The organism is Stenotrophomonas sp. STEN030 (assembly GCF_056759995.1).
In genome coordinates this window covers 1-14,527 of record NZ_JBRREB010000076.1, presented here as the reverse complement: position 1 = coordinate 14,527, position 14,527 = coordinate 1, and the positions used below count along the sequence as shown (strand labels likewise).

13 protein-coding genes are annotated in these 14,527 nt (G+C 64.2%); 8 read left to right on the top strand and 5 right to left on the bottom strand.

All coding sequences use genetic code 11. The features are described from left to right. Positions 1–236 precede the first annotated feature (236 nt). A complete protein-coding gene (locus tag ACVOLR_RS18700) occupies positions 237–638 on the bottom strand; it encodes a classical arabinogalactan protein 4 (RefSeq protein ID WP_481537767.1) in 402 nt (133 codons plus the stop codon). A 123-nt stretch (positions 639–761) separates the two neighbouring features. Between ACVOLR_RS18700 and msrB the strand changes: the two genes are divergently transcribed. The 5 genes from msrB (at position 762) to ACVOLR_RS18675 (ending at position 4,091) form a co-directional block, all read left to right on the top strand. Beyond that, positions 762–1,229: a peptide-methionine (R)-S-oxide reductase MsrB gene (gene msrB / locus ACVOLR_RS18695; RefSeq protein ID WP_481514438.1), complete on the top strand. Its 468-nt coding sequence runs from the start codon at positions 762–764 to the stop codon at positions 1,227–1,229. A gap of 203 nt (positions 1,230–1,432) precedes the next feature. Further along, positions 1,433–2,287: a flagellar motor stator protein MotA gene (gene motA, locus ACVOLR_RS18690; protein ID WP_481509820.1), complete on the top strand. Its 855-nt coding sequence runs from the start codon at positions 1,433–1,435 to the stop codon at positions 2,285–2,287. A gap of 10 nt (positions 2,288–2,297) precedes the next feature. Further along, entirely contained in the window at positions 2,298–3,251 is a 954-nt protein-coding gene (gene motB / locus ACVOLR_RS18685) for a flagellar motor protein MotB (RefSeq protein ID WP_481537766.1), read from the top strand. Positions 3,252–3,318: 67 nt separating this feature from the next. Continuing rightward, positions 3,319–3,801 carry a hypothetical protein gene (locus ACVOLR_RS18680; RefSeq protein ID WP_481537765.1) on the top strand — a complete coding sequence of 161 codons (483 nt, stop codon included), beginning with the start codon at positions 3,319–3,321 and terminating at the stop codon, positions 3,799–3,801. Between the two features lie 14 nt (positions 3,802–3,815). After that, positions 3,816–4,091, top strand: coding sequence for a DUF4031 domain-containing protein (locus tag ACVOLR_RS18675; RefSeq protein WP_481537764.1), 276 nt, complete (start codon positions 3,816–3,818; stop codon positions 4,089–4,091). A gap of 163 nt (positions 4,092–4,254) precedes the next feature. On the opposite strand, the gene ACVOLR_RS18670 is transcribed toward ACVOLR_RS18675, so the two are convergent. Further along, the gene (locus ACVOLR_RS18670; RefSeq protein WP_481530956.1) at positions 4,255–4,797 is read right to left on the bottom strand and encodes a DUF6630 family protein; all 543 of its coding nucleotides are present in this window, start codon (positions 4,795–4,797) and stop codon (positions 4,255–4,257) included. A gap of 141 nt (positions 4,798–4,938) precedes the next feature. Here ACVOLR_RS18670 and ACVOLR_RS18665 point away from each other — a divergent pair, with 141 nt between their 5' ends. After that, positions 4,939–5,187, top strand: coding sequence for a DUF3297 family protein (locus tag ACVOLR_RS18665; protein WP_481537763.1), 249 nt, complete (start codon positions 4,939–4,941; stop codon positions 5,185–5,187). 155 nt (positions 5,188–5,342) lie between these two features. On the opposite strand, the gene ACVOLR_RS18660 is transcribed toward ACVOLR_RS18665, so the two are convergent. Next, on the bottom strand, positions 5,343–6,989 hold the full coding sequence (locus ACVOLR_RS18660) for a Na+/H+ antiporter (RefSeq protein WP_481537762.1): 1,647 nt from the start codon (positions 6,987–6,989) through the stop codon (positions 5,343–5,345). Between the two features lie 207 nt (positions 6,990–7,196). Next, positions 7,197–7,991: a DODA-type extradiol aromatic ring-opening family dioxygenase gene (locus ACVOLR_RS18655; RefSeq protein ID WP_481537761.1), complete on the bottom strand. Its 795-nt coding sequence runs from the start codon at positions 7,989–7,991 to the stop codon at positions 7,197–7,199. Positions 7,992–8,092: 101 nt separating this feature from the next. Here ACVOLR_RS18655 and ACVOLR_RS18650 point away from each other — a divergent pair, with 101 nt between their 5' ends. Beyond that, positions 8,093–8,995, top strand: a complete 903-nt coding sequence (locus ACVOLR_RS18650) for a LysR family transcriptional regulator (protein WP_481537760.1) — start codon at positions 8,093–8,095, stop codon at positions 8,993–8,995. Here the strand turns inward: ACVOLR_RS18650 and ACVOLR_RS18645 are convergent. Then, complete coding sequence (locus tag ACVOLR_RS18645) at positions 8,987–11,899, bottom strand: bifunctional diguanylate cyclase/phosphodiesterase (RefSeq protein WP_481537768.1); 2,913 nt, start codon at positions 11,897–11,899, stop codon at positions 8,987–8,989. The two genes, ACVOLR_RS18650 and ACVOLR_RS18645, sit on opposite strands and share 9 nt — an antisense overlap. Positions 11,900–12,253: 354 nt before the next feature. On the opposite strand from ACVOLR_RS18645, the gene ACVOLR_RS18640 reads away from it, so the two are divergent. Further along, positions 12,254–14,359 carry a M13 family metallopeptidase gene (locus ACVOLR_RS18640; RefSeq protein WP_481537759.1) on the top strand — a complete coding sequence of 702 codons (2,106 nt, stop codon included), beginning with the start codon at positions 12,254–12,256 and terminating at the stop codon, positions 14,357–14,359. Positions 14,360–14,527 lie beyond the last annotated feature (168 nt).

Here is a 14,527-nt window from a genome sequence, read left to right as displayed (position 1 = left end):
TCTATCGGTGAAGCCTCTGCCGAGCATGGCTCGGCACTACATGGACGCTCTATCGGTGAAGCCTCTGCCGAGCATGGCTCGGCACTACATGGACGCTCTATCGGTGAAGCCTCTGCCGAGCATGGCTCGGCACTACATGGACGCTCTATCGGTGAAGCCCCTGCCGAGCATGGCTCGGCACTACATGGACGCTCTATCGGTGAAGCCCCTGCCGAGCATGGCTCGGCACTACATGGTCAGCGCGTGCCGGCAGGCGGTGGCACTACCTGCTGACCCAGACCGCTGGGCACGGTGTCGTAATAGCGATTGGTACGGGTATCCAATACCCGGCCCGGACTGGTCTGGCGCATCTGCGGCGCCGGCTGGCCCTTGCTGTCGTAGATCGGCCGCACGGGCTGCGCTGGTTGGCTGATCGGCTTCACCTTCGGTGTCGGCTTGGGCTTGGTGACCGGTCGTGGCGGCAGCGGCCGCACATCCTCCTGCCGCTGGTCCGATGGCACCGTTACCGGCGGACGCGACGGCGGTGGCAGCGTCACCGGACGCGTTGCGGTGGGTGACGGTGGCTGCTGCAATTGCGCCTGTGCGAACAACGGCACGAGCGCCAACACTGCCAGCGCCAGATACGCAGTCCGTTTCATCGCCTTCTCCCGTTCTTCCACCAGCCGAGCATGCGCCGGCACAGCTTGCGCCGCCATGAATGCGCCCTTGGACTGGCCCCTGCCCGCCCCTACCATTGATATCTGTCCCACGGATGCAGCGCCATGACCGCCTTCGATCTAACCCCTCCCAGCAACGCCGAACGTGATGCCCTGATCGCCGGGCTCAGCAGCGAGGAACAGCGCGTGCTGCTGCATCACGGCACCGAGGCGCCGTTCTGCGGCGTATTCCTGGATAACAAGCGTGACGGCGTCTACTGCTGCCGTCTGTGCGCGCTGCCGCTGTTCCGCTCCAGCACCAAGTTCGATTCGGGCACTGGCTGGCCCAGCTTCTTCGCCCCGTTTGATCCGGCGCACGTGCGTGAAATCCGCGACATCAGCCACGGCATGATCCGCACCGAGATTGTCTGCGCACGTTGCGGCAGTCATCTTGGCCACGTGTTCCCGGATGGTCCGCCACCGACCTTTGAGCGGCACTGCTTGAATTCGGTATCGCTGGGGTTTGTCGAGAATGGCCAGCCGTACCCGGACCCGCTGCAGCGTGGTGGTGCCGAGGCAGAGCCAGCGGCGTAAGCAATGGCGTCAGCTGTAGTGCCGAGCCATGCTCGGCAGAAGCATCACTAGTAGAGCCCCTGCCGAGCATGGCTCGGCACTACAGGGCAGCCTTACCGGTAAAGCCCCTGCCGAGCATGGCTCGGCACTACAGGAGCCGCCCGGCGCTACAGATTTTCCGCTGACGGCCGACAACGGGATATCCCCTCCCCTTGTCTGCCCCCATGCTTATCATCGTTGGCCTGCTCGTTGTCATTTTCGCTGTCCTGGGCGGCTACGTCGGTGCGCATGGCCGCCTGGGCGCGCTGTGGCAGCCCTACGAGCTGGTGATCATCGGTGGCGCCTCGTTCGGCGCGTTCCTGATCGCCACCCCGCTCAAGACCGTCAAGCAGACCTTGCGGGCCACGCTCAGCGTGTTCAAGGGCCCGCAGTACAAGCAGCAGGACTACCTGGACGTGCTCAGCCTGCTCTATGAACTGCTCAACAAGGCCCGCCGCGAAGGCTTCATGGCGTTGGAAGAGCACGTCGAGAACCCGCAAGACAGCGCGGTGTTCGCCAATTACCCCAAGGTGCTGGCGGACCACCACTTGCTGGACTTCATCACCGACTGCCTGCGGCTGATGATCGGCTCGAACATCGAGCCGCATGAGCTGGAACCGCTGCTGGAACTGGAGCTGGAAAAGCACCACCACGAGGCGATGGAACCGGCCCACGTGCTCAACAAGGTCGCCGATGGCCTGCCCGGCTTCGGCATCGTCGCCGCGGTGCTGGGCATCGTCATCACCATGGGCTCGATCGGTGGCGACATCAAGGAAGTAGGCGCCCACGTGGCCGGCGCGCTGGTCGGCACCTTCCTCGGCATCCTGCTGGGTTATGGCTTCGTCGGCCCGCTGGCCGCGGCGCTGGAAGCACGCGCCGAGCAGGACGCACGCATCTACGAATCGGTGAAGACCGCGCTGCTGGCCTGCCTGCGTGGCTACAACCCGAAGATCGCGCTGGAATTCGCCCGCAAGACCGTGCCCTCGGCACTGCGCCCGGGCTTCAGTGATTTCGAGCAGCACCTGAAGTCGATCAAGTAAGGCGCACGCCATGACCGAGACCAAACCCACGGTGATCGTACGCCGGGTGAAGAAAGTCCAAGGCGGCGGCCACCACGGCGGTTCGTGGAAGGTGGCCTACGCCGACTTCGTCACCGCGATGATGGCGTTCTTCATGGTGCTGTGGCTGATGGCTGCCACCACCAAGCCCGAGCGCGCGGCGATTTCCGAATACTTCCGCAACCCCAGCCCGTTGGCCGGCAGCAGCAGTACCCCGGCGCCGGGCATGGCCGGGCCCGGCGGCGCCAGCACCTCGATGATCAAGCTGGGCGGTGCCACCGATGTATCGCGCGGCAACAGCAATGATCCCTTCCAGAACCAGCAGGAAGCGGTGCCCACGCCGGTACAGGAGCGCGAGCGCGACAAGCAGCGGTTGGAAGCCCTGAAGCAGGAGCTGCAGGAAGCGATCAGCAAGAGCCAGGCGCTGGAGCCGTTCAAGGACCAGCTGCTGCTCGACATCACCCCGGAAGGCCTGCGCATCCAGATCGTGGACAAGCAGAACCGGCCGATGTTCGACCTCGGCAGCGCGCGGCTGATGCCGTATACGCAGACGATCCTGGTGGAGCTGTCGCGCTACATCAACCAGGTGCCCAACCACATCAGCCTCACCGGCCATACCGACACCACCGCCTATTCCACCCAGGTGGGCTACGGCAACTGGGAGCTGAGTGCGGACCGCGCCAATGCCGCGCGGCGTGCGCTGCTGGAAGGCGGCATGGACCCGGCCAAGGTGGCGCGGGTGGTCGGATTGGCGTCTTCGGTGCTGTTCGACAAGAGCAACCCGCAGAACCCGATCAACCGCCGCATCAGCATCGTGGTGATGAGCCAGGAAGCCGAAGCGGCGGCACTGAACCAGGCCGACAGCCTGCCGGTGCCGGTGGCCACCGTCGTCCCGGCGGCGACCGCAGCGGCTCCGGCTGACAGCGTCAGTGACGGCCCCGGCTGAGCCCGGTTCCGGCAGCAAGGGCCCGCTGCGCCTACAATGGGCGTCGTTTTCCTATTAGCCGAACATCATGTCCAAGCTCTCCAAAGCCAAGCGCGACAAGCGCAAGAAGCAGGCCCCGCGCCGCCCGTTCTCGCGCCTGAACGCCCAGCAGCCGGTGCAGAACCACGCCGTGCTGGTCAACGAAGAAGGCCAGGTCGTGGCTGCCATCGGCCTGCAGGGCACCGAGTGGCTGCTGGCCATCGGCGGCCAGACCATGGGCAATGCCGACAACCCGGTGCCGATGCTGGCCATGCTCAAGCACCTTGCCAATGTGCAGGAGAAGGAAGGCCGCAAGGTCACCCTGGAATACTCCGGAGCGCTGCAGCAGATGATCGACGACCTGGCCGCTGACGAAGGCAAGACCGCCGACGATTACCTGGCTGGTCTGGTGTCCGAGTTTGAAGGCATCGAAGGCGAAGACGCTGTTGAAGCGGCTGCCGAAGACGTCGCGGAAGAAACCATCGCGATTGCCGAAGAAGTACCGGCTGACGACGACAAGTCCAAGGCCTGAGTCCAAGGCCGAACGTGACGGTCTATATCGACGATGCAGTACATCCCTGGCGCGGTGAGCGCTGGGCGCATCTGATGGCCGACACATTGCCCGAGCTGCATGCGCTGGCGCAGCAGCTCGGGATTCCACGCAGAGCCTTCCAGAACCGCCCCAGCGGCGTGCACTACGACGTGCCGGCGCCAATGCGCGAGCGGGCCATCGCGCTGGGCGCGCAGGCGATATCGCGACATACCGATCGCGCTCAGATGCGGCGGGTAATCGCCAATGCGCGGGCGTTGTACCAGCCCTGACCAACGGTTTGTAGGAGCGGCGTAAGCCGCGAACGTGGTGGGCGATCCGATTGCAGGCATTGCTGCAATTTCATTGCTGTCGGCTTCGCGGCTTACGCCGCTCCTACAAGACTGCGTGTAAGGCCCCTGCCGAGCATGGCTCGGCACTACAGTTGCTGCGGGCTTAGAACGGGTCGCTGCCTGGACGAACCTCGACACCCAGCAACGAGCACAGCGCCAGCATCGCTTCGTCGTCGCGGCTCAGTGCCACCCAGCCGGCGTAGGCGTCGCCACCGGTGTTCCAGTTCCACACCGTGTAACCATGCTCGCGCAGGCGGTCATGGGCGGTGGTCATCAACATCGGCACGTCGAGGTCGTCGGTGAAGTCTTCATCATCGAAGTCGCCGCCCCAGGCGATGTTCAGATTCCAGCGCGCGGCCATTTCGTCCAGCGCGGCAACGAAGGAATCGGTGTCCTTCCAGTCCACATAGAAACCTGAACGCCAGTCGATGGCGTCCTTCAGATCCCACAGCCATTGCTCGTCGCTCGGGTCTTCTTCGTTGCCCGCGCGCGCTTCGCGCCAGGCGTCGAACTGCTGCAGCGCCGCGTCTTCGTCACCCGGATTGATCAGCCACAGCAGGTTCCAGACCCGCGCCGGATGGTCGTCTTCGTCAAAATCCGGGCGCAGTTCGTCGGAGTCTTCGTAATCGGCGCTGTTGTCAGGCATGGGGCGGTTTCCACTACGTAATGGCGCGCATTTTGCCGCTCCCGGGCCGCCAACGGAAGCCATCAAAAACCGAAGCGAGGGCCGCAGCGGTTATCCTGTGCGGCAGAAGTCGGCCACGGTGGCCTGCACCCAAGAATCACGATGAGCGATACCCCTCCCGATCATTTGGCGATCAACCCGCAGAGTCCGTTCCACAATGCTGAAGCCCTGCAGCGTGGTGTTGGCGTCCGTTTCAACGGCATCGAGCGCGATGACGTGGAAGAGTATTCCGTGCAGGAAGGCTGGATCCGCGTACAGGCCGGCAAGGCCCGCGACCGCCGTGGCAACCCGATGACCTTGAAGATCAAGGGTGCGGTTGAGCCGTATTTTCTTGAGTTGAAGAACGTTTAAGAGCTTAAGAGCCTGCCCTCACCCCAACCCCTCTCCCGCGAGCGGGAGAGGGGCTTTCAGAGCGCAAGCAAGCCCGCTTTAGCCCCTCTCCCGTTCACGGGAGAGGGGTTGGGGTGAGGGGAAGCTTCTAACAAGCGAACCCAAAACAACCACCCTCAATCCCTCTGCCGGGTCTCCAGCAGATCCAGATTACGGATCAGCTTGCGCGCGATCTCATCAGACACCTGTCCGCGCCGGGTCAGACGGAACAGCTCCTCGCGCTCGGCGTTCAAGCCGGCCGTACGCAGACTGCGATAGGCCTGCTCCATGCGCCGCACTTTCTCCGGGTCTTCATCCGGGCCCTGACCCTTTTCCAGATTGCGCTGGTACAGCAGGCTCACCCGTGCCGCGGCATCGTTGAGCAGTTGCACCGCACCGGTGGATTGGCCCTCGACCAAGCCCTGCCGGGCCTTCTCAACCGCCGCCAAGGCCGCCTTGGATGAAGCCCTGCGGGCGAGGTCCTCCTCGCGGCGGCTATCGTCGTCCTTGGGCAGCTCCAGGCCCTTGAGCAGGCGCGGCAACATCAGGCTGGCGCCGACCAACGACACCAGAATCACCGCCGCCGCCAGGAAGATCACCAGATCACGTGCCGGGAACGGCTCGCCGCCGGGCACCATCAGCGGCAGCGTCAACACGCCCGCCAAGGTGATCGCGCCGCGCACGCCGGCCACCGACATCGCCAACACCACCCGCCACGAGGTACTGGTGGTTTCTTTTTCGCCACGCATCCGCGCCCGCAGCAGGTTCCAGCGCAGCGACAGCCATACCCAGACCAGCCGCAGCACCACCAGCACGGCATTGATCGCCAGCACATAGACCAGCAGCCACCACGCGCTGTGATGACCAGTCTCCGACATCGTCTCGATAGCGCGCTCGACGATTCCCGGCAATTGCTCGCCCAGCAGCACGAAGATGATGCCGTTGAAGCTGAACTGCACCATGTTCCACACCGCATTGCGCTGCACGCGCATGCTGCCGCTGATGCGACCGGTCAGCTCCACATAGCTCATGGTCACGCCGGCGGCGACCGCGGCGAGGATGCCCGATGCATGCAGTTCTTCGGCTAGCAGGTAGGCGGCGAACGGAATCAGCAGGTTGACCAGCAGCGCCGCACCCGGCTCCTCACCGAAGCTGCGCCATAACCAGCGCTGGAAGGTGGACACGCTCCAGGTCACCGCCACGCCAATCGCCAGGCCGGCGAAGGCCACCCACAGGAAGGTCAATGACGCCTGTGCCAGCGAGAACGATCCAGTCATAACCGCCGCCACCGCAAAGCGGAAGCAGACCAGACCGGAGGCGTCATTCAACAGCGACTCGCCTTCCAGGATGTGCATCAGTCGCTTGGGAATCGGCACGCGCGAAGCAATCGCGCTGACCGCCACCGGATCGGTCGGCGAGATGATCGCCGCCAGTGCGAACGCCACTGCCAACGGCATCGATGGAATCATCCAGTGGATCAACAGGCCGGCACCGAGCACGGTGAACACCACCAGCCCGAACGCCAGCTCCAGGATCGCGCCCTTGTCGCGGAACAGGCCCTGCTTGGGAATACGCCAACCGTCCAGGAACAGCAGCGGCGGCAGGAACAACAGGAAAAACATGTCCGGCTCAAGCGCATGGCCGCGATTGAACACGCCTGCAATCAGCGCGCCCAAGCCGATCTGCACCAAGGGCAACGGCAATGAGAAGGGGAGGATTCTTACCAGATAGCCGCTGGCGACTACCGCCACCAGCATCGCCAGAACTACTTCAATCGTGTGCATGCCCGTTCCACGGATTCACTACCACGACAGCAGGCTGCCGACACTGGCAGTGGCGGATGAATACCGGGAAATTACCACAGCAATCAGGCGATGCTGCTATCGATGTGCTCGATCGTCGCTCGCAATCGCATCATGTCAGCGCGAGATAACTCAGCGTGCAGCGCTGGTGCCTGCGCTGCACGCCGAACTGTCACCTGCAGCCGTCAATCACGCCTTGCCATCAAAGCGGTAGATATCCATTGCTAGGAATCCCATGTCGATGCCGGCATCAATCCGCTGCGCACCAAGTTCATCACTACCGGCCGCACCCATCGCGAAGTACAACGGCAACAGGTGTTCATCGGTGGGATGCGCCTGCGCCGCGAACGGCGCCTGCTGGCGGTAATCGAACAGGGCTGGCACGTCATCGGCCTCCAGCTTCTGCTCCACCCACTGGATGAACGGGCGCACGTAAGGTGCTTCCTTGCCGTCCTGGTAATTGCGCCAGTCATGCAGGTTGTGGGTGATGCTGCCCGAGCCGATCAACAGCACGCCCTGCTCACGCAGAGGTGCCAGCGCACGCCCCATCGCAAACTGATGCTTCGGGCCCAGCCCTGGCTGGATCGAGACCTGCAGCACCGGGATGTCGGCCTCCGGATAGAGATAGCGCAATGGCACCCAGGCGCCATGATCGAGCCCGCGCTGCGGGTCGATGCTCGGCTGCAGGCCAGCATCGGCCAGCCGCTGGGCCACGTCCTGGGCCAGCGCCGGGGCGCCCGGTGCCGGATATTGCAGCTGGTAGAGCTCCTCCGGGAAGCCGCCAAAGTCGTGGATGGTCTCCGGCTGGGCCGCCGCCGATACCCGCGGCGCGCGATGCAGCCAATGCGCCGAGGCCATCACGATTGCCCGCGGCCGCTGCATCCCGGCAGCCAGTTCGACCAGGCGCGGGCCAACCAGCCCCGGCTGCAGGGCGGTCATCGGTGAACCATGCGAGATGTAGAGGGAAGGCAGCTTGCTGCTCATCGTGGGCTCCCTGACGGGGTTTGGGGAGCACACAGGTTATTGCCTGGGGCGCCGGCAACAAATAATCTCGACGGCAACGTTTTATTGCGGAAACGGAAACAATGGACACCATCGATGCCATGCGGGTGTTTGTCGCGGTGGTCGAGCGCAATGGCTTCAGCGCCGCCGCCGATGCTCTGGACATCTCCACCGCCGCCGTCACCCGCCAGGTCGCAGCGCTGGAGAAGCGCCTGTCCACCCGCCTGCTCAACCGCACCACGCGCAGGGTCAGCCCGACCAGCGCCGGCGCCGCCTATTACCAACGCTGCGTGCAGCTGCTGGCCGAGTTCGATGAGCTGGAGGCTTCGGTCGGCGCACAAGCGCTGCAGCCCTCGGGGCGGCTGCGGATCAATGCGCCGGTCAGCTACGGTATTGCCCGGCTGGGCGCGCTGCTGCCGGCCTACAGCGCCCGTTACCCGCAGGTGGAACTGGATCTGCAGCTCTCCGACCGTCTGGTGGACATGGTCGAGGAAGGCTTCGATCTGGCCATCCGCATCACCCGCCAGCCGGCGCCCAATCTGATCGCACGGCATCTGGCCCAGGTCCGCGTCCGTCTGTGCGCGGCACCGTCGTATCTGGCGCGGCGCGGCACGCCCGCCAGCCCTCAGGATCTGACCGCGCACGAGTGCCTGTCCTATACCTACTCCGCCGCCGGCGAAGCGATGCAGCTGCAAGGGCCACAAGGTGAGGTCAGCATTGCGCTGCAGCCACATCTGCGCGCCAACAACGGCGAGGTGCTGCGTGAAGCCGCCATCGCCGGCATGGGCATCATCGCCCAGCCCGATTTCATCATCGACCAGGCATTGGCCGATGGCCGCCTGGTGCCGGTGCTACCCGAGTGGGAAGTGCCGGCCATTGGCATCTATGCGGTCTATGCCAGCCGCAGCCATCTGGCACCCAAGGTGCGCAGCTTCATCGACTATCTGGTCGAATGCCTGGACGAAGACGCCGCTCGCTCAGACTGAGCGGCTGTCTGCCAGCATGGTCAGCACCTGCTCAAGCGGCATCGGCCGGCCCAGCAGGTAACCCTGCACCTGATCGCAGCCATGCGCGGCCAGCCAGCGGCGCTGGCCTTCGGTCTCCACGCCCTCGGCGATCACCGACAAGCCCATGCTGTGGCCCAACGACAACAGCGCGCGACAGATGGCGGCGTTGCGCGGATTGGTTTCAACATCGCTGACAAAACCGCGATCGATCTTCAGCGAGTCCAGCGGCAGGTGCTGCAGGTAGGACATGCTGGAGAAACCGGTACCAAAATCATCCAGTGCCACGCCTACGCCATTGGCATGCAGATGACCAAGGGTCTGCAGCGCCTGGGTGGGATTGCGCATCAGCACGCTCTCGGTGAGCTCCATCTGCAGCGCACCACGGGCCAGGCCGTGGTCCTGCATGGCACGGCTGAACTCGCCTACCAGGTCACTGTTGAACAACTGCACGGCCGAGACATTCACCGCGATCGGCAGGTGCTGCCAGCCGGCGGCAGACAATTGTTTCTGCGCACGTGCGGCGGCGTGGATCACCCAGCGGCCGAGCGCGATGATCAGGCCGGTGTCTTCGCACAACTGGATGAAGTCACCCGGCGCGATGAAGCTGCCATCGGCCTGCGGCCAGCGCAGCAAGGCCTCCAGCGCCACCGGACTGCCTTCGGAGGCATCCATGATGGGCTGGAAGTGCAGCAGGAATTCACCGCGGTCGATGGCCATGTGGATGCGCCCGGCCAATTGCAGCCGCTCGGTGTAGTGCGCCGCCATGCCGGTATTGAAGCGCAGCAGGGCAACACCGGTTTCGCGCGCGGCGTGCGCCGCCTGTGCGGCGCGGCCCAGCACCTGCTCGGCCAGTTCGCCGTCCTGCGGGCAGCTGGCCACACCGATGCGTGCTTCCAGCTGGTGATAGGTATCGCGGCCGCGGATGGGCTCGGCTACCGCCGCCAACAAGGCATTGAGTGCCATCTGCGGATCGCCCTCGCCTTCTATCGCCAGCACGAAGTCCTCGGCTGGCTGGTGCGCAAGCAGGCCATAGCGGGCAGCCAGGCCACCCAGCCGCACCGACACCGCGCGCAGCGCCTCTTCACCGGCATCACGGCCGAGGGTATCGGTGATCATCTGCAGGCCACGCAACTGCACGTGGGCAATGGTGTAGCCCAGACTGCCAGCATCCAGCCGCTCGGACAGAGCGCGCACGGTGAGCAGGCCGGTGCCGGCATGGTGGCTGGCGCGGTAGGCCAGTTCGTTTTCGTAACGCAGGCGCTGGCTGACATCCTCGGCCAGCACCAGGCAGGCATTGCGGCCGGCAAATTCCAGCTTGGCGAAATGCCCCTGTACATGGAAGGCGCTGCCATCCTTGCGCAGGTGGGTGCTGACCTGCAGCCCCAGCAGATCACCACTCAAGGCACGGCCGGCGGTCTGGCGGATCTCATCCCATTCCGCTGTCGGGCGGATGTCGAGGATGGACATCGCCAGGAACTCGTCGCGGCTATAACCGTATTGATCGATCGCGGCCTGGTTCACTTCCAGGAAGCGCAGGGTGATCAGATCGAAGATCCAGAACGGCGCCGGGTTGCGATCGAACACCAGCCGGAACTGGCGCTGGGCCTCCTGCGCGCGCGCCTCGGTGTTGACCCGCTCGCTGATGTCGACCACTGCACCGGCCAGGCGCTTGCTGTCGCCCGCATCGTCGACCAGCTCACCGCGCGCGGACAGCCAGCGCAAGGAACCATCGCCACTGCGCAGCCGGAACATCGCGTTCAAGGCGCCCTTGCCGGCCAGCGCGCGCACCAGCATGTCCTTCAACCAGGCGCGGTCTTCCTCATGCACCCGCGCCAGAAATCCTTCCAGCGAGGTGCTGCGCCCAGCCACGGACAGCATCTGCTGGGTCAACGCCGACCAATACACGATCGGTCGTTCGCCATGGATGGACCAGGTGCCGACCTTGCCAACTTCATGTGCCAATGCCAGTTCGGCATTGCCGGCCTGCAACTCTTCGCTGAGCTGTTGCTGGTGACGGGTACTGCGGTCAACCCGATACAGCAGGTAGGCAAAGCCGGCCAGATACAGCAGATAGATGCCGATGGAGGCATACAGCAGCAGATACCAGCCAGCCATCACCTCACGGTAGGACAATGAGGCGTACAGGCTCAACGGGAAATCTGTTGGCACGCTGACCGCTGCGATGCGGCGCTGGCCGTCAAAGGGGCTGGTCACCACACCGCGTTTCAATACCGTCGGTGATGGCGGCAGAACCCGCATCGGCTTCGCCAGTGGGCTGCCGATCAAGCGCTCCGGATCACGGCTATGCGCCAGCAACTGCCCGTAACGATTGCCAATGGAAGCTGTGCCATCGCGGCCCAGATCCAGGCCACTGACCACCTCCTGGAACGCTCCCAGCCGAACCCGTGTCAACAGCCACTGGCCCGGTTGCACCTGCAAGGCTGCACGCAGCACCCAGTGTTTGTCGGGCGCCTGCTCCAGCGCACCAACATAGAGGCCACCATTGAGCAGGCGGTTTTCCGGAACCACCCAACTCTGCAATGTGAGGTCGCCTACCCCCGCCGATAGCGGTACACCGTGATCATCCACCAAGGTAATGGAAGCAAGGTCCTGGTTGCGCTCCAGCACACCACGCAGACTGGCCTCAAACAAAGCAGGCGCCTGATCAGGCACCTGTCGATAGAACTCCCTGGTGTCACTGGCGGTGCCGCGCAACGCGCGTTCCCAGGTGACCAACTGCGCGCGCAACAGACGGCTGCTGCCGCTGGCCAGCGCGGCCGACTGCCGCTGCGCCGCCTCAAGCCGGCTGTTGCGGTCGTTCCACAACATGCTGATCATGCCGCCCGCCAACAGCAAACCCACCGCCACGCCGGCAATGATCATGACCCGCAATGGATGAGCCGGCGTCCGAGTCACCGGTGAGTCCAACGTATCAGTAGGCGGAAAGCTGGCATTGCGTATGTTGGTCCTGGCATCACTACAACTAGGAACCGGCAGGTGGGGACCTGCAACGGTCGCATGCGAACACCACATACTCCACCCTGCCAATGTCTCCCCAGACACCATCTGCAGCGCGTTCGCTCAAGCATGCAGCACAATCACCGTCGGCGTGAAGAGTGCGTGACCAATTTTCTCGCATTCCCCGCACTTGTGCACATCCGTCAAGTGCCAGAATCAATATCTTTGTGAACGGGGTTCGAGGTCTAGACTTGTCATACACATCCTCTGGATATCGTCATGGCTTTGCAACGTTCCTTCCTGGTACTGGCAATCGGCACCGCACTCGCCCTTAGCGGCTGTGCAAAAGACGCCAGCGCGCCCGCCGCTGATAGCAGCGCAACACCCGCAGCGGCCACCGGCACCGCCAAACCGCAGCTGGGCAGCTTTGGCTTTGATGCCGACGGCATGGACCGCAGCGTCGCCGCCGGCGACAACTTCTACGATTTCGCCAATGGGCAATGGGTGCAGCGCACCGAGATACCGGCCGATCGCTCCAGTTATGGCAGCTTCAATGTGATCGCAGAGAAAACATTGGCCGACACCCGCGCCATCATGGAAGAAGCAGGCAAAGCCAACCCCGGCGAAGTCCGCAAGATTGGGGATTATTACGCCGCATTCATGGACGAAGCGGGCATCGAGGCGCGTGGCACCGCGCCCGTGCAGCCGGCGCTGCAAGCCATTGCCGGTATTGCCGACAAACCGGCGCTGGCCAAGGCACTGGGCGCCAGCATGCGCGCCGACGTGGATCTGCTCAACGCCACCAACTTCTACACCCCGCACCTGTTCGGCGTGTGGGTATCGGTGGATCTGCTGCAGCCTGATCGCAACGCGCCCTACCTGGTGCAGGGCGGCCTGGGCATGCCGGACCGCGACTTCTACCTGCAGGACGGCCGTATGGCCGAGCTGCGCAAGGCCTATGAAGGCTATGTGAGCAAGCTGCTGGAGTTGTCCGGCGACAAGGATGCGGCCGCCAAGGCGGCACGCATCGTCGCGCTGGAAACCAAGATCGCCCGCGCCCACGCCACCCAGGAAGAAACCAACGACGTGCAGAAGGGCGCCAACGCCTGGAAGCAGGCCGACCTGACCGGCAAGGCACCGGGCATGGATTGGAAAGCGTTCCTGGAAGGCGCCAATCTGGGTGCACAGCAGGACTTCATCGTCTGGCAGCCCAAGGCCGTGGCCGGCCTGTCCAAGCTGGTCGCCAGTGAGCCGCTGGATGTGTGGAAGGACTACATGGCCTTCCATGCGCTGGATGAGGCCGCGACCTATCTACCCAAGGCCTTCGCCGACGCACACTTCGCCTTCCACGGCACCGCGATGAGCGGCACCCCGCAGCAGAGCGATCGCTGGAAGCGTGCCGTGGCCGAGACCAATACCGCCGTTGGCGAGGCGGTTGGCAAGATCTACGTCGAGCGCCATTTCGATGCCAACACCAAGGCACGCGCCGATGAGATGGCCAAGAACATCATCGCCGCCTTCGCCAAGCGCATCGACGCGCTGGAATGGATGTCGCCGGAAACCAAGGCGCACGCCAAGGCCAAGGTCGCCGGGCTCAAGGTGGACATGGGCTACCCGAGCAAGTGGCGCGACTACAGTGCGCTGGAAGTGAAGGCTGACGATGCACTGGGCAACGCCCAGCGCGCCTCGCTGTTCGAATACCAGCGCAATATCGCCAAACTCGGCAAGCCGGTCGACCACAGCGAATGGGCGATGCTGCCGCAGACCATCAATGCGATGAACGTGCCGCTGGAAAACCGTCTGGTGTTCCCGGCAGCGATCCTGCAGCCGCCGTTCTTCGACGGTGCCGCCGATGATGCGATCAACTACGGCGCCATCGGTGCGGTGATCGGTCATGAAATCAGCCACGGCTTCGACAATGCCGGCGCGCTGTTCGACGAAACCGGCAAGCTGCACAACTGGTGGACGGCGGACGACCTGAAGAAGTTCAACGCTGCCGGTGATGCGCTGGCCATGCAGTTCGACAGCTACGAGCCGTTCCCAGGCGTGCGCGTCAACGGTCGCCTGACGCTGGGCGAAAACATCGCCGACGTTGCCGGTCTCGGCACCGCCTATGACGCTTACCGAATGTCACTGCAGGGCAAGCAGGAGCAGACGTTGGAAGGCTTCACCCCTGACCAGCGCTTCTTCCTTGGTTTCGCCCAGGCGTGGCGGAGCAAGGCGCGTGAGCAGGCGCTGCGCAATTCGCTGTTGACCAACGTGCATGCACCGGGTCAGTTCCGTGCGTTGACCGTGCGCAACCTGGATGCGTGGTACCCGGCGTTCGAGGTCAAGGAAGGGCAGAAGCTGTATCTTGCACCTGAGAAGCGGGTCAAGGTCTGGTAGTGGCCATGCGCTCCCTCCCTTTGGCCGAAAGCCAAGGGGAGGGGTCGCTGTGCTGTTGGAGGTAGTGCCCCCCCCAGCTCCGCGGGGGGGATAGCGCTTAAACAGCATCCCGGGAAGAGACGGCCCTGCACCCCCCAAACGTTACCCCGCACCAACCGGCGGGAGGCG